The 20,945-nt window shown below is 46.2% G+C and carries 12 protein-coding genes; all 12 read right to left on the reverse strand.

Annotation, left to right across the window (positions count from 1 at the left end; genetic code table 11):
* Positions 1-28: 28 nt before the first annotated feature.
* On the reverse strand, positions 29-1,762 hold the full coding sequence (ggt, locus tag JJU34_RS18180) for a gamma-glutamyltransferase (protein WP_228693842.1): 1,734 nt from the start codon (positions 1,760-1,762) through the stop codon (positions 29-31).
* Between the two features lie 263 nt (positions 1,763-2,025).
* Complete coding sequence (locus JJU34_RS18185; RefSeq protein WP_228693843.1) at positions 2,026-3,252, reverse strand: aminotransferase class V-fold PLP-dependent enzyme; 1,227 nt, start codon at positions 3,250-3,252, stop codon at positions 2,026-2,028.
* Between the two features lie 11 nt (positions 3,253-3,263).
* The gene (locus JJU34_RS18190; RefSeq protein WP_228693844.1) at positions 3,264-5,099 is read right to left on the reverse strand and encodes a CocE/NonD family hydrolase; all 1,836 of its coding nucleotides are present in this window, start codon (positions 5,097-5,099) and stop codon (positions 3,264-3,266) included.
* Between the two features lie 30 nt (positions 5,100-5,129).
* Positions 5,130-6,704 carry a SusD/RagB family nutrient-binding outer membrane lipoprotein gene (locus JJU34_RS18195; protein WP_228693845.1) on the reverse strand — a complete coding sequence of 525 codons (1,575 nt, stop codon included), beginning with the start codon at positions 6,702-6,704 and terminating at the stop codon, positions 5,130-5,132.
* A gap of 45 nt (positions 6,705-6,749) precedes the next feature.
* Positions 6,750-10,160, reverse strand: a complete 3,411-nt coding sequence (locus JJU34_RS18200; RefSeq protein WP_228693846.1) for a SusC/RagA family TonB-linked outer membrane protein — start codon at positions 10,158-10,160, stop codon at positions 6,750-6,752.
* Positions 10,161-10,277: 117 nt separating this feature from the next.
* Complete coding sequence (locus JJU34_RS18205) at positions 10,278-11,231, reverse strand: FecR family protein (protein ID WP_228693847.1); 954 nt, start codon at positions 11,229-11,231, stop codon at positions 10,278-10,280.
* A gap of 79 nt (positions 11,232-11,310) precedes the next feature.
* Positions 11,311-11,877, reverse strand: a complete 567-nt coding sequence (locus JJU34_RS18210; RefSeq protein WP_228693848.1) for an RNA polymerase sigma-70 factor — start codon at positions 11,875-11,877, stop codon at positions 11,311-11,313.
* A gap of 268 nt (positions 11,878-12,145) precedes the next feature.
* Positions 12,146-13,687 (reverse strand): arylsulfatase, encoded by a 1,542-nt coding sequence (locus JJU34_RS18215; RefSeq protein WP_228693849.1) that lies wholly within the window; start codon positions 13,685-13,687, stop codon positions 12,146-12,148.
* 133 nt (positions 13,688-13,820) lie between these two features.
* Positions 13,821-15,776 (reverse strand): plastocyanin/azurin family copper-binding protein, encoded by a 1,956-nt coding sequence (locus tag JJU34_RS18220; RefSeq protein WP_228693987.1) that lies wholly within the window; start codon positions 15,774-15,776, stop codon positions 13,821-13,823.
* A 171-nt stretch (positions 15,777-15,947) separates the two neighbouring features.
* The gene (locus tag JJU34_RS18225; RefSeq protein ID WP_228693850.1) at positions 15,948-17,783 is read right to left on the reverse strand and encodes a family 16 glycoside hydrolase; all 1,836 of its coding nucleotides are present in this window, start codon (positions 17,781-17,783) and stop codon (positions 15,948-15,950) included.
* A gap of 99 nt (positions 17,784-17,882) precedes the next feature.
* A complete protein-coding gene (locus JJU34_RS18230) occupies positions 17,883-19,298 on the reverse strand; it encodes a sulfatase (RefSeq protein ID WP_228693851.1) in 1,416 nt (471 codons plus the stop codon).
* A gap of 31 nt (positions 19,299-19,329) precedes the next feature.
* Positions 19,330-20,919 (reverse strand): sulfatase, encoded by a 1,590-nt coding sequence (locus tag JJU34_RS18235; protein WP_228693852.1) that lies wholly within the window; start codon positions 20,917-20,919, stop codon positions 19,330-19,332.
* Positions 20,920-20,945: the final 26 nt, after the last annotated feature.

Here is a 20,945-nt window from a genome sequence, read left to right on the forward strand (position 1 = left end):
TCAAATTATACTCCGTCTGCTGATACACCTACCAGCCCACCGCATATCCATTCCTTCTGGGATCAGCACCTCCCATTAGCCATCCCGTCACCGGGTCTAGGGTGATTCCCTGGGCACCACCGACTGTCATGGACCAAGGACCCAAACTCGTATCCAACTGAAAGCCCATTTTTCGCAAATCGCTTAGCGCCTGCTCGCCCACACGGGTCTCAACGATCGCTTCGGTGGCTGGAACCGAACCTAGTTCATCCTTCCAACGAAAACGAGGTGCGCTAATGGCATCTTGGATATTCATGCCGAAGTCAATGTGGTTCATGGCGACCTGTGGCACGGACTGCAGGATGCCGAAACTGCCCGGTGATCCCACGATCAACTCCGGTCGTCCATTCTTGTGAAACTGCATCATTCCTCCTACACACCAGCCTACGGCCTTGCCCGGCGCTACGCTATTGGCCAATCCCGGTTCCTTGGACATCCAATCCAATGCACTGTTAAAGATTAGTCCCGTCTTTCCGGCGATGTAGCCGGACCCAAAGCCTCCCCCGTGAGTCTGTATGATTACCGCTGCATTCCCCCATTGATCAACTACGGACAGGCTGGTGGTGGCATATTGATAGGACGCAGAAATTTGGCCGTCAAAGGTAGTTCTAGGAAGTGTCTCCTCGGATGCAGTTTCTGCGGCTTTTATGCGTTGCTTCACCCGCTGCCGGACCAGCTCCCGTTGCATATCCAAATAGCCATCCGATAACAGGAAGTCCACCGGCACGTCCACGAAATCTGGATCTCCGATGTATTTGTCCGTATCCATTCGGCATAGAAAGATAGTTTCCAATAGATGCGCAAGGTACTCGCTGCTGTTATGCCCCATTTTCTGTACATCAAAGCCCTCCATGATCTTGAGCGTCTGAAGCTGTTGGATGCCCATCCCAGGTGGGGGATTGTTATACACGGTATAGCCTTTGTAAGTAATACGAATAGGATCTACCCAGTTGACCTTTTCCGGAACCTTAGCCAAGTCCTCTGCGGTCAAAAATCCACCGTCTGCTAGGAAGGCAGCTTCAATCTCCTTTGCCAGTTCACCTTTGTAAAAGTAATCAGCGCCTTTTTCGGCAATCTGACCCATTGTTTTTGCAAGAGGTTTGTTGGTGAAGAAGTCCCCTATCCGATACGGGGACTGATCGTCCTTTAGTAAGATTTTCACCGATTCCCGATGAGGAAGCACGCGCTGTAGGGTGCCTTCCCACATGGCCTGGTCAAATTCCGTGATAGGGACCCCTTCTTCCAGGTACTTGATCGCTGGGGCGAAGACCTGACCCAACGTCATGGTTCCATAGTCCGTCAATGCGCGATCCCAGCCTGCTAGGTTACCCGGCACCGCAACGATTTTTGGACCCACCGTTTCCAGCGCGCCATGTCCCGCTCCGTCATCGGCCATCTTCGCTTCCCGAAGTCTTTCTGGATCAAAGGTCTCCGGAACCCACCCCCCAAACACCAAGGATCGGGTTCTATTTTCCCTTGCGTCGTAGTACAACAAATACCCAACACCCGCTACCCCTGACATGTACGGCTCCACGGCATTTAGGGCAGCAGCCGCAGCTACTATGGCATCCATGGCGTTGCCTCCATGGATCAACATCTCCTGTCCGGCCAAAGTAGCCAACGGATTGGCGGTCGCAACCATTCCCCGCTTACCCATAGCGGCGGGGCGGAGGTTTTCTTTGGCAACTTGGGCGTTTACCTTTGAAATCAGCAAAACACTCACTATCGTAAGAGATATAAGGAAAGTCCTTTTGGGTAAAAAGGTTGTGATCGGGTGACTCATCTATTTAAATTCTTTTTTGGTCCTAGGAATTAGTGGATACATAAAACCCTGTCTCAAATAGATTTAGAGTTTCATACCTGCACAAGGTAGGGACCTGGATTGCCAAATCAATATGACTTTGTTTCCCTTAAGTTTTTTACTTTATGAGTAGCAGTCTGTATTCGTTGGAATATGTTCCTTCTTCAATTTTACAGAAAATCATCCTAAATAACTGCTTTGAGTAGGGTATCTCTAAGCTTTTTGGCGACTATCTTTTCTTCACCGTTCTGCAACATAAAGACTCCAATCCGGATATAATCTTCACTTTCCCATGAAATGGTCTCTATAGAGGGAGTGCCAATTCGCATTTTTTCTCCCAAAAGTTTACCTGTAAGGTTGAATTTATCCTTTTCCCAAGAAATTTTGAGTGTGGGGTTTTCGTTCGCAATCTCGGGCACGAAAGTCTCCGTCACAATTCCAGGAATGTCTCCGACGGCGTTGGCGATATGGGAAACCTTTTTTTCCCAGGTAGCCCAAGTTTTAGAATGGTCCCGATTTATAAATGTCTCTAAGGCCACATACATTCCCAGAATTTCCTCCTTATTCACCTTATTGCCTCTACCAATATTTCCTCCCCTAGGTGGTGCATTTAGCCTGGCTGCATCTATTAGATCCTTTTTTCCCATGAGTATCCCTGCACTCTGTGGTCCACAGAGTGCTTTTCCTCCGGAAATTGCCACTAGGTCATATCCCATTTCGTTGTACTTCCATAAATTCTCCACTGGAGGAACATCTGCTGCAATATCGTTCATGGTAGGTATGTGGTGTTTTTTTGCTACCTCTAACCACTCTGAGTGCTTTATCAAACCTTGAGGTTCTTCTCTATTTAGAAACCACATCATAGCCGTTTGATCATTTATTGATTCCTCCAATTGTTCTCGTGTTTCGATCAGGACCAACGTGGCTCCAGTATTGGTAAGTGCGTGATGATACCCATTTGCATGAGATTTTTGGAGAATGATCTCAGACTTCATGCCGCTTCCTTGCAAAAAAGGAAGCAACGCAGCTTTTTTAGAATCCTTTCCAGTTAAAACACCGGCAGTTCCCAAAACCAACGCAGACCAACAGCCTGCGGTGACCATCGCTGCTTCCGACCGGCATAAAGAAGCTATTTTTTCACCTACCGCATCCTGCACATCATCTAACATGACGTAATATTTGGAGGATTCATTGATGGTTTCCATTACCTCGGCGGGCATCAGCGACGCAGTCATGGTGGTATAATTCCCTGCTGCATTGATAAACGTTCGTAGTCCCAACTCTTTAATAAGGTTTCGGGCCGGGATGACAGAGGCTGTTGCTTTTTCCGGCAGCAAAAAGCTACCTCCAAATACCCCTCCCAATAAGGGAAGGGCCGAGATTTTCTTTAACAGTTTTCTTCTTGAAATCATTGGATGTAGATTTAAAAACCTTTGACAATAGGAAGTACGATATGACTCGGAGTGGCTCCACCATGCCTGACGGTTTGTTTGGCAATTCTTATTTCGGCATCACTTCCCAAAGGTTTTCCGGTGTTAGGATTGCGATCAAACTGCGGAAAATTACTGGATGTAATATCTATTCGAATTCGATGTCCGGGCAGAAAGACATTTGCTGTACCCATCATTTCAATCTCAAATTCATAGACTTGATTGGGGACTAGAAAATTGATTTTGTCTAATCCATCTTTGAAGCGTGCGCGAAGAATTCCCTCAGAAACCGGATACGATTTACCATCCGGATACACATCTATCAGCTTAATCATCCAATCGGTATCTGGACCGTCCGTTGCTGCATGTAGCTTCATGGTTATAGGTCCCGCGACGGTAATAGGTTCCGTCAAATATTCCGAAGTGTATACCAAGACATCGTGTCTCCGTTCAATTGTTCGTTGATCTTTTGGTCCGGCTACTGTGGGTGTACCGCAACAGTTATTACCTCCATAGGTCATAACAGGTTGATTTGGATCGTACATGTACGTATCACTACCAGTTTGGGACGGTTTTTCAAAAGACAGTTTGCCGCCACCACGCAAGGTATTGGCGGGACCGTCTGCTGAAAGATACATCTCTTTATACTCGGTACCTGGAATCGGCCAATTGTCCTCTTGGCGCCACTGATTTTCTCCCATGTAAAAAATCTTCACTGGCTTTTCGGTATCTAGTCCGTTTTTCACTCCTTTAAGATGAAAATCATAATAACGCAGCTCCTCCTCAAAAAGGTCTATAAAGGCATGGTCTCCAAATTCAAGATCTCCAAACTTAGTCCCCGGTCCATGGCCCCAAGGCCCTACGAGCAGTTTGGTGCCCTGCCGGGCTACCGCTGTACCACCTCGGTTTTTCATACCAACATACCCGTTTAAAGTTCCCATAAGGAAAATATCAAACCAGCCTCCAGTATTATACGCAGGGACCAATACCTTTTCAAATCGCTCCTCATCACTTATCGACCTCCAGTATTCATCATAGCTCTCATGCTGCACCCAATCCCGGTAATGTTGAACGGCGTAATTTCCACTCTCCAAATCCCCATTATGCAGTGGAAGGTGCATCAAGATATTGTCATAAGTCAGCTCTTCAGGGGTATAGGTAGCTGTGTGCCAATACTGCGGCAGCATGATTCTATTTGGCATGCGCACTACCCCCCAGCCATAATTAAAACTCAACCTGAATGCACCTCCCATGGTAATCCAGTTTGCATACAAATTTGTAGAGGCAACAGATGGAAAGATTGCATCCAAGCTAGGAGGACTTTGAGTTGCCGCCGCCCATTGATTGTGTCCTAAATAGGACCCACCCTGCGTGGCAATTTTTCCGTTAGAGAAGTCTTGCTTTGCAATCCACTCAATCGTGTCAAATCCATCATTCGCTTCGTCACGAAAAGGCTCCCACTTTCCATCACTTTCGTAGCGGCCCCTAACATCCTGTACGATTCCGATATATCCTCGCTGAGCAAACTTTGTCATTCTTTCATGATGGACGTTTTCACGTTGTAGGCCGTAAGGGGTCCGTGTTACTATCACAGGATATTTTCCTGGCTTGGCTGGTCTGTAGATATCCGCATAAAGAATGGTGCCGTCTCGCATAGGTATAGCTACCTGACGGGTAATCCGTATCTCATTGAGAACCGTTCCTGGATCAGGTACATAAGTTGGAGTACTCCCATTTAGCCCAGCCGAATAGAAGAAGAAAATAACTATTAGGATTAGATTGGTATTGGCGTGGTTTCCCCACAGGTTGATATTCTTTGACTTTAGCATGTTCAATTGAGTTTAAATTAAATGCAGGGACTATTTTTGATATTGGGGATCCCACCAAACAGTACTTGTTAATAGATTCCCTACATTTTGGCGATTATATGCAGCGTAAAAAGCGTCCTGGTTGAGTTCGATTTCAGAATCTGGGATGATAAGTCGACGGGGAATAGTACCTCCGGTTATATTACCAGGATAATTGGTGGGAATAAGCCTGGGGTAGTTTGTTCTCCTCCAGTTGGCGAATATCTCGTAATTATCTAACAATAAAGATACCCATTTTTGAGTGCTTATTTGTTCCAGTTTCTCTTCAAAGGTTCCGTTTGATAAGTAGGGGTTTCGTCTAACATAAGACTCGATCTTATCACCGGAGATAAATCCCTCATCACCAAATAAGGCCCATTGCCTCATTCCAGCTCGGACAGCATCCTCGTATGCCGCCTTTGCATCCCCCGAATACCATCCTCTTAAGGATGCCTCCGCAAGAAGTAAATGGGTTTCAGCATTAGTCATCGTCAAAATGGGGCTGGCAAAATTTAAAATTGTATTGGGATGGGGTTCTGAATAAGTTTGAAAATCATCAGGCTCTCCAAAGAAAGCTCCGTTTTTCATACCTCTCTGCAAAACTGTGGTTGTATCATACACATACCCGGTACCTCCTGGGGCATCAAGCCAAACAACTGCAATAACGTTTAACCTTGGATCTCCAGTATTTTTAAGGTGGTCAATGAGCGTTTCTGCATACTTTCCACCTTGGGTGTTGCTAATTCCGGCCTGTGGGTTTTGGTAGTCCTGCTGCAATAATACGGCAGCCTTTGGATTTCGGCTGTGGGGGATTGGGCCATCCTCAAAAGAAAGCTTTGCGATCTCATTATCCGCTAGGATTACACCTCCAGTGATGGCTTTCTTGACCCAGGCTTCAGCAATATCAGGTCTTACCTCTGTTAATCGCATAGCAAGTCTTAGCATCAAAGAGTACGAAAACTTCCTCCACTTAACAATATCACCTGCATAGAACAAGTCGGAATTACCAAACGTTGGCAACGCTGGATTAAAGGCTAGTGCTGCCTCCTCGAGTTCTTGCAGCATATTCAGGTAAATATCCTCCTGCGTATCATAAACGGGTCGTATGTTACCGTCGAGAACTTTCAGAGCTTGCGAATAAGGAACATCTCCATGCACATCGGTTACGATATGAAACATATAAGTCTTCCAGATTCTCGCGGCAGATAGCATATTAACTTTATTTGGATCATCCTTTACTGTCTCTATGACCCTTTCATTGTCCATAAGCGAAGTACTATAGATCGCCCAATGGCTTCGCGCCATACTCTCATTAAAGTACTTGTCCCCTGTACCTCGGACCTCACTATGGGTGGCGAAATGTTGCATCGCCTGTGCCAAAATAAAATGTTGTCCGTCTGCTCCGTTCGTAAAATTAAATGCTGCTCCTATTAGCTGTGAATTCGTAAACAAGAACTCTGGAACTACTTCTTCGAAAGCATCTGGATTCCTATTTAACTCTGCGAGGTCGGTCAAATCGCTACATCCAATGAAGCAGATATTAGATGATAGTATCAGAATGACACTAAATTTATATATGATTTTCATGATTTTTTTCTTATTTGGTTATGACAAGTAGGCTTATAGGCTGTCTTAGAAACTAACCTTTATATTTACACCAATCTCTCTGGTTCTAGGAAGCATCACACCTGCAAAATTCTGGTTATTGCTATTCGGGTCAAATCCCTGTTCTGGGTCAAAATGATCAGAATTCCTATATAGAATTGCGAGATTTCTGGCTACTAGCGATATTTGAGCCGAATTTAAGCCCAATGCTTGAACCGCACTTGGTGCGAAGTTATAGTTGAGAATTAGGTTCCTCAGTTTTACAAAGCTTCCGTCAATCATAAAGTTCTCTGCATACTGACCATCGTTATTATAATAAGTCGACATAAAGCTAGCAGGCCATGTTTGAGTAAATTCATCCCCATTCTCATTAACACCAGAATATGTAAGCCCGTTTTCTCTACCCGGTAGGGTTTCCTTAAGCAGCCCAAAACGCCACATATATTGTTTGTTTTGAGAAAAGAAGTGATTCCCAAATTTTCCATCCAATAGGATATTTAAGGAGACCCTTTTATACGAAAATGTATTTTCAAAACCCATGGTATATGGAGGAACTCCGACGCCAAGTGCTTGAATTGGACCCAACATCGCATAACGACTTCGGCTATTGTAAACTTTCACCCCTTCCTCGTTATACATGTAGCTTCTTCCAAAGCGGGTACTCAAATCCTTGCCCAACAAGCTGCTGGCACCGGTCGCTTGACCTTCGGCTAGCGTAATTACTCTATTTTCATTGTAACCGAGGTTATAACTGGTATTCCATGTAAAATCACCTGACCTAACGGGTACACCAGTAATTAGGAGTTCAATTCCTCTGTTTCTGATTTTGCCAACATTTAATAGAATAGAAGTAGCCCCAGATGAAGGAGCGATTCCTGTAGGGACAATATCATCGGTGTTCATCCTACGATAGTAGGTAAGGTCAATGCCCAACCTGCCTTCTAAAAAATTTGCATCCAACCCTACTTCAAATGTTGTCGAAGTTAACGGACGCAAATCAGGGTTTGAAATCGCTGTGGACGAAGTCTGTACAGGTACTCCCATATGCCCCCCTTGCCGAAATCCAAACAGTTGGTTTATGGCATAAGGAGCTACGGTGGCACTACCGACCTCTGCCCAAGAACTGCGAAATTTGGCAAACTCAATACCTCGCGGCATTTTAAACAAGCTGGATAAAATAACATTTCCTCCTATGGATGGATAGAAAATCCGGTTATTACCCGTACTTAACGTAGAAAACCAGTCTTGTCTAGCAGTTAAGCTCAAATAGATTGCCTCTTTGTAATTAAAGTCTGTCGATGCAAAAAGAGAATTAGTGCCAGACCGTACCAATGCCTTATCTGGGACCAAGATAGCCAAATTAGCATGGCTGATCCAATCAGGAATAATGAATTCCGATCCAATCAGTGAGGTCGAAAATGCGTTGTCTCTCTCTAGATTAGCACCGCCCATAGCGGCAAAATTAAAATGCTCCAAAAAATCCGTGCTATAATTAGCAATCACCCTGGCGTTCGTCCTGGATTGCTCATCACTAACGGATCTGTATGTACCTAGAGGTCGAAATGCAGTTCCTTTTGGGTAATAATCTTCTCCATTCCAGCTACTGAAATCTCTCATGAAGTCGGCTTTTAAGAAAAGATTTGGGAGAATATCATAAGTCAAGGCAGCCTGTGAAATTACACGGTTCCTATAATCGGAATTTCTCATTCTATCTCGCGCAAAGTATGGGTTCGTTGCCTGGTTCACGTGTTGCCATTCAGTTTCCTGACCGGTTTCTGGATCATATCCAGGAGCAAGACTCCTTACATCTACCGTATTTGCCAAAAGATAAACGCCCCATGCTGAATTCGTACCAACATATCCTACACCGGGACGGTTTACTCCCGATTCGTAGTTGTATTGAATTTGGGTGTCGAAGCTCAGTTTATCACTTAAAAATGTCTTTAAATTTAGGTTAGCGGTTTGCCTACTAAAGCTCGATCCATGCACAATGGCCTGAGAACGAAGATCAGACATAGAAAAGCGGTAAATAACCCCTTCATTACCACCCGAAATTGCTACCGTATTTACCAAATTGGTACTAGATCGATAGAAATTCTTGATGTTATCTTTTACGTAAACAGGTGAATACGGTCGCATGACTCCATCAAATTGAACATAGGGCTGTCCGTCCATCCGCTCTCCAAAAGATAACCGCCCTGTACTTATGGCTTGTCCTTGGTTTTGGGGCCGAACCCCTAAACTCCCCTGACCGTATTCGTATTGATAATCCGGGAAAATATTGATGGTTCCGACCGTCAGGTTGGTATTGATCTCAACCCCCATACCCTTTTTTCCGCGTGTACCTTGTTTTGTGGTAATCAAAATAACTCCGTTTGCGGCCTGGCTTCCGTAAAGTGCAGCGGCAGCACCACCCTTTAACACAGAAATGGACTCAATATCATCCGGATTAATACTTTGAATTCCGTCCCCCAAATCAGTGGTTGCCCCATCTGCCTGATCCAAAATGGTAGTTGGATTATTTGAAATAGGCATACCGTTTACAACGTACAGTGGTTGGTTATTACCGTTCAATGAACCGTTTCCGCGAATTACTACACGACTAGAACTACCTGGACCACTTGCCATACTTGTAGCATTCACTCCAGCAATTTTTCCGGTTAAGGCATTTGCAATGTTGGTTTCTCTTGCCTGAGTGAACTCCTCACCTCTAACTTCGGTCACTGAATAAACCAATGACTCCTTTTTTCTTTCTAATCCGAAGGCGGTTACGACTACTTCACCCAAAGCCTGAGATTCATCGTCCAAAGTGATTATAAACGAAGTTTGACTTCCTACAACTACTTCTTTGGTTGCGTACCCGATAAACGAGACTACTAAAACCGCCCCTTCAGACACATCTAGGACAAAACTGCCAGATAGATCCGTAACGGTCCCGGTAGTTGTTCCTTTTACCAATACTGACGCACCGGGAATGGGCTCGCCATTTCCGTCTTGAATAATACCTGATACCTGAGGCGCTGATTCACTAGTTAAATCATTTCCCCCTGACTCAGTAACTTGCTTTGAACTTGATACCGATGAGTTTGTAGTAACGTAAATTGTATTATTTACGCGTTTAAACTCGAAACCCGCCGTCTCTGAAAGATATTCCAATACTTCCCTTAGGTTGCTATTCGCAAAATCTAAGCTGAACGACTTTCTTACACTCGAAATACTCTGATTGTAGGTGAAACGGAAGGATGTTTTCTGTTCTATTTGATCTAGTACCTCTTTAAATGACCTCGCCTCAACTTTAATGTTGATTGCAACATCCTCTAGGTTTTGGCTGTTAGAAGGCGTTGCAGTTAATAGTTGCATTGCCATTATTTGAACAAAGAAGGCATAGAAGAGCCTTTTTGATGCCATGATCAATAGTTTTAGTAGATTAATTTTCATAATTTTGTTTGCTTTAATCTTCTTAGTGAAGTAGATAATTAATTGGATTCAGGCGTTGATCCAGAGCTGTTGCCGCAGACTCTGGATCTTTTTTTAGACGTTATATTTTCATAGGCATTACTGTTTACATTGTTGGATCGTTAATGTGATTGTTTTGGTAGAAACATCTGTCTCGTAGGTAAAATCTAAGATATTCGTTAGTCCTTTCATGATCGTTTCAATCCTCTCCCCCTCGTACTTCCCGGTTATTTGACAATTTATATGTTTGGAACCACTGCCAAAGTTTATCGTCACTCCGTAGGCCCGTTCCAATACACGAAAGACTTCCAGAACCGGAAGTTCGTTGAATTGCAGCTTCCTAGTATGCCATCCGATGACAAATGCAGGGTTTACTTCACGCACAGCTATTTCTTCATTACCAATTACAGCTTGTTGACCTGGGGACAAAACAACATGCTCTTTTAACAGCGTATCTGCGACCTTAACGGACCCGGAAGCCACAGTTATTTCAGGGATTTGAAATGTGTTGATATTAAAGGTGGTTCCAAGTACAGTTACTTCTGTATTATCTGAAATCACCTTGAAAGGTCTTTCCTTATTGGAAACCACATCAAAGTAGGCCTCCCCGTATAGCCTAACCACTCGTTCATTAGAAGCAAACACCTCCGGAAATTCCAACCTGCTATTTTCGTTCAACCGAACAACACTTCCATCACTCAATGAAATCGTGGACCTCATTCCAATTTCGGTTTTTTTGGTCACCCAATTCGGTTCGTCCGAATTTGACAGGAGATTTAAATAAATAAAATAAGAAACTCCAACAGTCAGAATAAAAGAGGCTGCAAATTTCAACGAACCAATGAAAAGACGACGATTTCTCATTCTGGCTTTATTTCTCGAATAAATTTCAGCTAAGACCTTACTTTTCGCCTGCTCGATATACGAAGGATCTGGCTCTTCGCCGCGCTTTTCGAACTCAGCTAATAATTGTTCGAAGGCTTCCTTGTCTAAAGAGTCTTCCTTGGCAGATAGAAATCGTTTTGCTAATTCAAAAATATGTTGACTTTTCATCAATCCCTTAATGGTTATATTGTAGTAGTACCAGAAAGTAATATGATCAGCTACTCAACAAGAAAAAAAACAAAAAAAATTACCGTAGAAAAAGAAAGAATATCCCCAATTGTAGGGACTGCCGCAAATAAAAAAGTGCCTTTTTGATGTGATTCTCTACCGTAAAAACCGAAATCCCCATTTTAACGGCGATTTCTTTGTTTGAAAGGAAACCAAAACGACTTAATTCAAAAACCTTCCTACATTTTGACGGAAGTCTTGATACAACAGCTTCAATCGAATTGCGTGTGTCCAAGGCTGCCAAATACTCCTCTGTGTTATGACTCACCTCCCACTCTTTAGAAAATTCCAATTGAACATTATTAAACCTGTTACGTCGAAAATGTTTGGCAATTTGATTTCTAGCCGCTCCAAAAAAGTATGCCCTCAAATTTTCTATGGAAGCCTTCTCCTGATTCTTCCAAAACCCGATAAATATATTTTGCACCAAATCCTCAGACGCGCTTCTGTCCTGCATAATCTTATAGGTATACCTAAAAATGATCGAGAAATACCGATCATAAATAACCTCAAATGCTCGTGAATCTGTCTCATCCTGTAAAAGGAAAAGCAGTTCGGTATCGGAGTACGTGTCTATGGCTTTCAAGGTGGTTAAAGGTATTAGTAATACAGAAATCAGGAAACTACTTTTAATCGATGAATTAAAAACTCTGTGATTCAAATGCCTAAAAAAAATGAAGTTCAAAACAAAAGAATTCACTTGTTAATAAACCATATCAAAATTTAAATCTTTATTTTAAGATTACAAAGTGTTTTGGTACATAATTAAATAAAAATCTGATAACTGGATTTCGTTGTTTAAATGGAGGCAATCCATAGGATAAATCAACGCTAGTTGGCTACGTTTTCCGCAACTATTTCCTGTTGGAAAAATAGCCCTTCGCCTTACTTTCCGATATCAAGCTTTGCATCTCCTTTAAACGCTCCGGATACATCGAAGACAGGTTATTGAATTGCCCGGGGTCATCGCTAAGGTTAAACAGCAGTTCAGGAGTTCCAAAATGGGTGTATCCCCTACGTTCGAAAAAGGACACCGGCATATTGGTATGCTGACCCGTACTATCAGTAATGTACAGCCAATCGCCTTCACGAACAGCCCACCTCACCTCATTGGTATTGTGGATTAGGCTGGTACGCTGAGGCAATGGTCTGGCACCGACACTGAGCTCCGTTAAAAAATGATAACTGTCTGGGGCGGCACCTGTAGGAAGCGCTATCCCCGCCAAATCCAAGAGGGTTGCCATGATATCAATCTGAGATACGAGCTTGTCAGAAACCTCCCCGGGGGCAATCCGACCCGGCCACTTGACAATAAAAGGAACCCGGTGCCCTCCTTCCCAGATATCCCGCTTCAGGCCCCTCAACTCCCCCATACTGAAGTGACCATATGCTTCGGCACGTGGAAAGGCATAGTGCTCAGGCCCATTGTCTGAGGTAAATAGGACAAGCGTATTTTCGTCCAACCCATTCTCACGAAGCGCATGCAACACCTGCCCTACAATCCAGTCAGATTGATATACGAAATCCCCATAGGCTCCGGCCTGCGATTTCCCGTCAAATTCCTCGTTTGGAATAATGGGGGCATGGGGGGAGGTTAACGGAAAATAGAGAAAAAAGGGCTCATCGAAGTCCTGTCCTTTGATCCATTCCACGGCCTTTTCGGCCAACGTGGGCAATACCTCGTAAGGATTCCAACCTTTTACTTTTGGACCCGGTCTAAACTCCCACTGCCCTTCCTTTACTTCAAACCCAACGCTGTCCAGGTACATTACCTCGGTTGGGGCTTCTAGAAACCGATCGTTTTCCATCCATGCATAGGGAGGGAAATTGATGGTTCCATCTCCAAAATAATAATCAAACCCCCGATCTACCGGCCCGCCGCGCACCGGCAGATCCCAGTTAATGTCTTCCGGATGATATACGGACATCTCCCTACCCCATTGATTGGTTTTGCCGGAAGGCGGATTTTCAAAGACCCAGTCCCAACCCAAATGCCATTTACCGATACATGCCGTGCGATAGCCCCCATCTCGTAAAACTTGGGGAAGCGTAATATCCGACTCATTGAAAAAGGGCTTTCCAAATGAATCGACGATCCCATGCTGTCTCCTCCAGTGGTAGGTGCCCGTAAGCAGGGCATAACGACTCGGTGAACAAACTCCCGAAGAACTATGCGCATCGGTAAAGCGCATACCCTCCCTTGCCAGCTGATCCAAGTGGGGAGTCGGAATCTTGGAATCGGGGTTTTGTATATGGAGATCCCCGTAGCCCATATCATCGGCGTAGATAATGACGATGTTGGGTGGTCTTTCCCTTGGCTTTTTATCGCAGGACGCGATGCTAGCGACCATGACCATCAATAGGAAAAACTTAGACAGAGGGTCTTTATAAACCATTAATTTATTTCTTAAACATGATTAAGCAATATACAAAATTTGAAACCGGGGAGGACCTAACCCCTTACCTGAAAACAGATAAATTATCAAAGCCTGATCAAGGTCTCTATTTCCGGAAAACTCAAAGAAAACGCTATCTGACCACTTTCATCACCCCCTGCATCACATAGGCATGGCCCGGAAAGGTGCATACGTACATGTAGTCCCCAGGTACAGCGGGGGCTTCAAAGTAGATGGTCTCCGTACTTTCGGGCGATAGGATATTGGTGTGAAACAAGACCTCTCCCGAATCTGGAATGTAGTTTTTCTGCGACCCTTCCAAGCCCATTTTCAATGCTGCCTCTCCTACCTGCACGGCCATCCCCGGCTTTACAATCACCAGGTTATGGAGCATGTCATCGTCGTTGTTAAAGGTGAGCTTTACCTTGCTGCCGGCCTTTACCTCTATCGTCTCCACATCAAACTTTAAACCCGGCTTGGTACTTATAATAATGGTCTTATCCGCGCTTCCCGACCAGGAAGAAGGCATCGTCGTCACCCGCTTAGCCGAACCTGCATCGGAAGAAACGGAGGCAGTAACTCTGCCGGGGGGGGCAGTAGTTGGGGCCGCTGCGTGCTGTTGATGGGCAGAGTGATCCATGGCCGGTGGCTTTACCAAGGTGGAAAGGTCTATTTTTTCCCCGTCGGGAAGCTGATTGAGGGTATAGTATCCAACCGAATGCAGTAGGTCTTTCCCTCCTTCGGATTTGATCCCTTCGGCATTGATCTCGTGAATATACCCTTCCTTAAGGCCATCTACCACCAGCCTTACCTTTAGGCCATCCTCAGATACCAAGACGCCCTTAATGTCCAGTTCCTCCAGCTCTATAACGGGACTTCCGTAGTTGTGGTGGTATTTGTAGGTGAACGAGGAGGCTTTGTAGGAAGTCAGTTGTTCCGCGCTGGTTTTGGCAACGGGGAGCGTAAACTCGAGTTCAAAGCCATCCGGCTGGGCGTTCATCGTCTTGATCTCAAAAGGTGTTTTACCTGTCCAAATCAGCCGCTGCAATCCAAACGGTGCCGAACCGGTAGATCCCCAGCCCCTGCTGGTCATGCCGACAAACATCGATGCGTCGTTGCCCCATACCATCCGGAGTATGCCTGAAGAAAAACCCTCTCTAAAGGGAAAAGCAGCCCCCTGATACACTCCATTGACCTTTTCCAAGGCTACCCGAAAGATCTTGCTGTGCCCCTGATCACCCACAAAGAGTTGACCGCTGAAGGGTCCGAAGTCACCACCTGATTTATCCACTAAGATATCGGAGGTAGAAATGCCCATCAGTCCATGTGGCAGCCATACGGACGGGGTCTTAAACCCGGGAATATCCGCTGCCACCTTGTGCATGGGTTCACCGGTGTCCGGAATGTCCTCCATGGTCAATTTCACCGGCGAGCCCTCCAAGTGACTCCATCGCAGCCCCTCGGGATTGCCCACAAAATCGCCGGTTTCTACATGGGTAATCCGGCCGGATCCTACCCAATCGCCTTGGTTTTCTCCATAAAACACGTCTCCCTCGGCATTGTACCCAAAACCTGCCGGTGAACGCATTCCGGTAGCTATCGGAACCATCTTCCCATCTGGAGAAACCTTCATCATCCATCCTCTCCACTTGGACTGACTCGCCCCGTGTCCTATCCAGCCTAGGTTCAGCGTCACCAGCATATCGCCCTCCGGAGTAAAAAGCGGTCCATAGGAATACTCGTGGTAATTGCCGGCAAGCGGCCAGGAGACGATGGTCTCGTAGGCATCTGCCTTGCCATCGGCGTTTAAATCCGTCAGCTTAGTGATCTCTGACCGCTGGGTGGCGTAAAAACTACCCCGGTGATAGGCCAACCCCAGCGGTTCATGCAACCCATAGGCAAAACGGCTGAATCTCGGGATCCGAGTGCCTTCCATGTATGGATTTTCAATCACCCAAACCTCCCCCCTGCGGGTAGAAACACCTAACCGGCCATCGGGCGTAAAAGCCAGGCCTCCAACTTCCAGCTCAATCCCATCTGGAATAGGTACATCCACAATCGTATAATAGTCCTGTTCCTTGGCGGTCATTGCCTGCTGTTCAGCAGACTGCGCTAGCAAGGTGCCGGAACCCAGGAGACACACAGCGAACAGTACGTTTGACAAAAAACCAATGCGTCTGCACGTCACCTCTGACAGCGTTGGCCATGCAATATGGATAGAACCTTTAAACCCTCTTGTCATTTTATATATCATTTGTAATCAATAAATCAGGCTATATTGGATCGTTTGGCCCTCCTCGGAAGTAGACAGCGGCACCATCAGCTCCTGCCCAGCGTCCGTATTCCGGATCACCATACCCGGCAGCTCTGGATGGACCAGTTTTAAGTAATAGGCTCCCTTGTTCACCAGGTAAGTCCCCTCCCCCATCGGGTCAATGCTTTCCGCACAGAGAATTCTCACCCAAAAGTCGGAAGCCCGGCCTTGGTTTTTGTAGGTAAGAGTACGGGTAAGTGCCCTGCCGTCCATATCCGGCTCAAAGTAATCCTCAACGGCCACTTGGTCAAATACATACTTGAAGGTGGGGCGCCGCGTGCGGTTTAACACATATCCCTGTATCTGAAGCAAATCAGCACTCAGGGAATCGGGCCACGCACTTTGCTGACTGGGAAGTTTCGCGATGGTAGGTCCACCGGCTAGGGCTACCATTGCACCAGTAGGCACCATCAACTGGGATTCTCCCCGTTGGCGCCACATGGGAGCGGTGTCCAAAAATCCACCTCGCCAAATACTCAATGGCGTACCTAGCTGCAGATCATAGGCAAAATTTACACCCACTGGCTCGCCTAAAGCGGCGGTATGCGTACGCTTCGTTTCACCGTGGTTCAAAAAACCCCGTAAAACCACCGGTTCCTGCACCGCCTCTACATACAAAGGCTTCTGAATCACATGCTGAACGTAAGAGTTCGGATCGTGCAAGGGACTGGCCTTTATTCCCGGCCCTTCCACAAATAACCCCAACTGTGGTCTTCTACCGGGATAATTGTTTTTGTAAAAAATCAACTTCAAGGGCACCGAACCCTTCTCTAAGCGGACCGTGGCAGTTCGGGGTGCTTCGGTTGGAAACTGGGCTGAATCTTCTAGCAAGGTTTGTCCATCAATGTATAGACTGGCCTTCCCAAAGGCACTGAGCGAAAAGGTGTAATCGCCTGCCTCCAAAATCTGTAGGTTGCCCGCATATTCGTAGGCAAAATCCCATATACCATGTCCTAAGTCCCAATTGATTTTGCCTAACTCGCCAACCTCCGTGGCGCCGCTATCCTGAAACTCCTCCAAGGACTGAAACTTACCCTTGAAATAGCGGTAGGTCAGACCGGTAATCTCAGGAGCGGGATTGCCGTATAGCTTATATCGAAGGTTTCTTATCGCCACCGGACCGTGGTCACCCTGTATCATTATAGGTCCCATGGGCTTCTCGTCTTCAAACATGGCCGAAGTGGTAGGTCCCGTTACTTCCACGTTTTCGTGTATAAGCACGTCGTTGTGAAACACCTGCACAAATTTGGCGTTTTTCACCTTTTCCCCTTGCGTATTAAATTGCGGAGCTTCAAACACTATCTTAAAGTGCTGCCACAGGCCCGGCGCCTTACTTACATTCATTCTGGGTGCCTTTCCCTCGAATCCCCGACGGGTTTCCATATCAAAGCGCTGGTAGATTCCACCTGCATCACCCGAATTGACGATAGCCTTGCCCCAGCTATCCAAGATCTGAATCTCGTACCTTCCCATCAAATACACTCCGGAATTAGAACCCTTTGGCACCATAAACTCCAGTTCCAATTCGATATCACCGTGTTCGAAACCCGAGACCAGATGAGGCCCGTTTTTCGGTTTGGGAGGATTCACCAATATTCCGGTGCCACGTGCAGTGGACAGAAAGTCATTCTGCTCCCAATGACCCTGCACACCGCCTACCTGCTTCCAGGTTTTGGGAATGGGGCCAAACTCCTTCCAATCGCTGATTACCTTCACTTCCTGCGCACAAAGGGACCCGCCTAGCAAAAAAGCTATGGGGACAAGAAAACGCTTCAAATTCATAGAAAACATATCATTAGTAACTAATTTTAAATTGAAACTCCAAACTAACTCCACTACTTGACAAGCAACACCATTACTAACTACCAGTCTGCCAAGTCATTAGTTACCTACACGTGCATCCAGCAAACGGTGGGTAATGGAATCAACCACCTGCGCATAAAAGCTGACTTTATCCGCAAAGCCAGGATCCAATGCCAAGTTATGTACCTCATCGGTATCCGTCTTGTGATGGTATAGTTCCAAGTAGTCGTAGTCGTCGTAGCGGATAAACTTATAGGCATCATCCCTATACCCCGCCGTTTTGAGCAAAGAGGGGTTATTCTCCAGCCGGTGCTCCAAATAAATACCTGATCGCCATGCTTGAGGCTTACCCCGATAGAAAGCGGTTAGGCTCTCCCCTTGATACTCTGAGGGAATAGTAACTCCCGCCAAATCCAACAGCGTGGGTGTAATATCCACATTCAACACCATTTCGGAGAAGGTCTTTCCCCGTTGGGTTTCCGACAGCCTCGGATCGTACACGATCAATGGCACCCGAATAGAAGGCTCATGCAGCAACCACTTACCGGCATAGCCCCGTTCACCTAAGAAGTACCCGTTGTCCCCCATCAATACGATCACTGTATTATCTGCAAGACCGGTTTCTTCTAAGGAATGTCTGATTCTGGCCAAGACGCTGTCTACGGCACTGATCATCCGGTAATGCCCCTTGACCATTTCCTGGTATTTTTGAGGAGTATCAAAACGCCAATACCAGCGCTCCCGATTCATGGAAGTTTGCAGAAATTCCGGCAAGGTGTCAAAAAAGGCGGGGTCTGCCGTCCTATGTACCGGTATGTCTACGTCGCGGTATAAATGATCCACGTAATCCGGCCAAAAATACTGCTCTACCGCCCCATCATCGGCATGAGGCGACCAAAACGAAAGGGAAAGGCAAAAAGGCTCGTCTTTGTTGGCTTGGATAAAATCAATGGCCAGATCACCGTTGATATCCGCCAAGTGGACCTGCTTCCCATCTATTTCCCTCAGGTAGGGCCAGAACGTCTTTTTGGAATCGTGAAACATGGAATCTTCGATTCCTTCATTCACCTTTACCCCAAACTTGCCGACAAACCCGGTGCGATACCCGGCGTCCTTTAGCAGCTTGGGATAACTTAGGTTCATGTACTCATCCCGCAAAGCAGGCTTACCAAAGGTGAAATCGTGCGTGCGCTCGTACAGACCGGTAAATAGAGACGCTCGGCTAGCGGCACAAATCGCCGTGGTAACGAAGGCATTTTCAAAATAAAGCCCCTCCCTCGCCAGCTGATCCATGTGGGGTGTGTGGATGATCTCATTACCCGCATACCCCAATGCATCCCAACGCTGATCGTCTGTCAGAATGAAAATGATATTGGGCTTAGATACCGGAATCTCCTCCTTCGGAGCCTCACATGCCTGGATTGCAATCAGTACAAGCAGCAGGTATCCGGTAAGCGCCTTCTTCGCTTGGCAGATTTTCAATTGGAACCGCATTAAGTTAGGAATTTCGTTTTGTTAGATTGGGCTATTGATTCATGAACTGCATTGTCAGCTCATCCGAATCCCCGTACTGCGCACGTATCTCTGTCAGTTTTTGGTGCATTGTCTCCTGAACCTGAGCATAGTTGGGATTGCCGTAAAGATTGTTTACTTCTTGCGGGTCGTTCTGTAGGTCATACATCTCCCACTCGTCGATATCGTGGTAAAAATGGATCAGTTTATACCGGTCGGTCCGTACCCCATAGTGCCTCTTCACGTCGTGCGGTCCGGGATATTCGTAGTAATGGTAATAGATCGCATCTCTCCAGGGAACCTTTTTTCCGGCCGCGGGCTGACGCCAGGACATTCCCTGCATATCTTCAGGGATTGGCAAACCTGCATAATCGAGGATGGTAGGGGCATGATCGAGGTTCAGTACCATTTGTTGCACTTCCGTACCTGGCTTGATTTCTTTCGGATACCGAACCAGCAGGGGGGTGCTAAGGGAAGGTTCGTACATAAACCGCTTGTCGTACCAACCGTGCTCCCCAAGGTAAAATCCCTGATCAGAGGTATAGATGATAACCGTATTTTCCAAGAGGCCTTCTTTCTCCAGGTAGTCCAAAACCCTACCTATGCCATCGTCTACCGATTTGACCACTTTGAGGTAATCTCTCAGGTAGCGATTGTACATGAATCTGGCCAGTCGTTCCCGGTCCGGTGCCTCTCTGAGAGGTCGCTCCCCCGGGGTTCCATCCCCAAATAGCTGCTCGTTGGCTGGTTCGTACACCGCTCTCCAAGCATCCAATTGTTCCTCACTCATTCGTCCAAAGGGAGCTGGCAAACGGCTGTCTTCTCCGGTGAAAGGGTTCTTTTCAAACTTCATATCCCAACCCCAATACATATCATCCACAATGGACATGGCTTGATCTTTGGCAGCTGTACCTCTACCTTGATGGTCGTCAAAGAAAGTATCCGGGAAATCAAACTCTCGGTCCTCGTACAGATCCAAATACTTCTCCTCGGGCATCCAGTTGCGGTGAGGGGCCTTCGGATGATAGTTTACCGCAAAAGGCTTGCTTCGATCCCAGTCGTTTTCGAGCCAATCGATCACAAACTGCGGAATCAATGCCTCACAGTGGCCCTCGAATTTTTCCTCCACTTCTCCATTTCGGATAAACTCCGGGTTGTAATAATTCCCCTGTCCGGGAAGTGTGAGCGAAAAATTATAGCCCTGAGGTTTCCCCCCGAGGTGAATTTTACCGATTAGGGCAGTCTCGTATCCCCCTGCCTGCAAAAGCTTAGGGTAATTCTGCTGATCCCAATTAAAGGGCACCACATTATCAATCTTTCCGTTGATATGGCTGTATTTGCCGGTAAGCAACACCGCTCGACTAGGTGCGCAGATCGAATTGGTCACAAAACTATTTCGGAACAGCGCCCCCTCTTTTGCCAGTCGGTCCATATTGGGAAAATAGGTACTGTCCAGCAGACCGTGACCGTAAGCATAAATCGCTTGCTGGGTATGGTCATCGGTCATGATATATAAAATATTCGGCCGCTGTTCTGTTTCCTCGCTTTGACAAGAAGCAAAAAGCCAGCTTAACATCAATGTACTTAAAACAATATTTCTCATAGCATTTGGTTTTTTTTCGAAGCGCT

Origin of the sequence: Lunatimonas sp. (assembly GCF_020832325.1) — a bacterium.
Taxonomy (GTDB): Bacteria; Bacteroidota; Bacteroidia; order Cytophagales; family Cyclobacteriaceae; genus Lunatimonas.

Bases quoted from the DNA above. Each gene is read 5' to 3' on its own strand.
- JJU34_RS18230 (WP_228693851.1), bottom strand. From the start codon at position 19,298: ATGCGGTTCCAATTGAAAATCTGCCAAGCGAAGAAGGCGCTTACCGGA.
- JJU34_RS18195 (WP_228693845.1), bottom strand. From the start codon at position 6,704: ATGAAAATCATATATAAATTTAGTGTCATTCTGATACTATCATCTAAT.
- JJU34_RS18235 (WP_228693852.1), bottom strand. From the start codon at position 20,919: ATGAGAAATATTGTTTTAAGTACATTGATGTTAAGCTGGCTTTTTGCT.
- JJU34_RS18185 (WP_228693843.1), bottom strand. From the start codon at position 3,252: ATGATTTCAAGAAGAAAACTGTTAAAGAAAATCTCGGCCCTTCCCTTA.
- JJU34_RS18205 (WP_228693847.1), bottom strand. From the start codon at position 11,231: ATGAAAAGTCAACATATTTTTGAATTAGCAAAACGATTTCTATCTGCC.
- JJU34_RS18225 (WP_228693850.1), bottom strand. From the start codon at position 17,783: ATGAATTTGAAGCGTTTTCTTGTCCCCATAGCTTTTTTGCTAGGCGGG.
- JJU34_RS18215 (WP_228693849.1), bottom strand. From the start codon at position 13,687: ATGGTTTATAAAGACCCTCTGTCTAAGTTTTTCCTATTGATGGTCATG.
- JJU34_RS18220 (WP_228693987.1), bottom strand. From the start codon at position 15,776: ATGACCGCCAAGGAACAGGACTATTATACGATTGTGGATGTACCTATT.
- JJU34_RS18200 (WP_228693846.1), bottom strand. From the start codon at position 10,160: ATGAAAATTAATCTACTAAAACTATTGATCATGGCATCAAAAAGGCTC.
- JJU34_RS18190 (WP_228693844.1), bottom strand. From the start codon at position 5,099: ATGCTAAAGTCAAAGAATATCAACCTGTGGGGAAACCACGCCAATACC.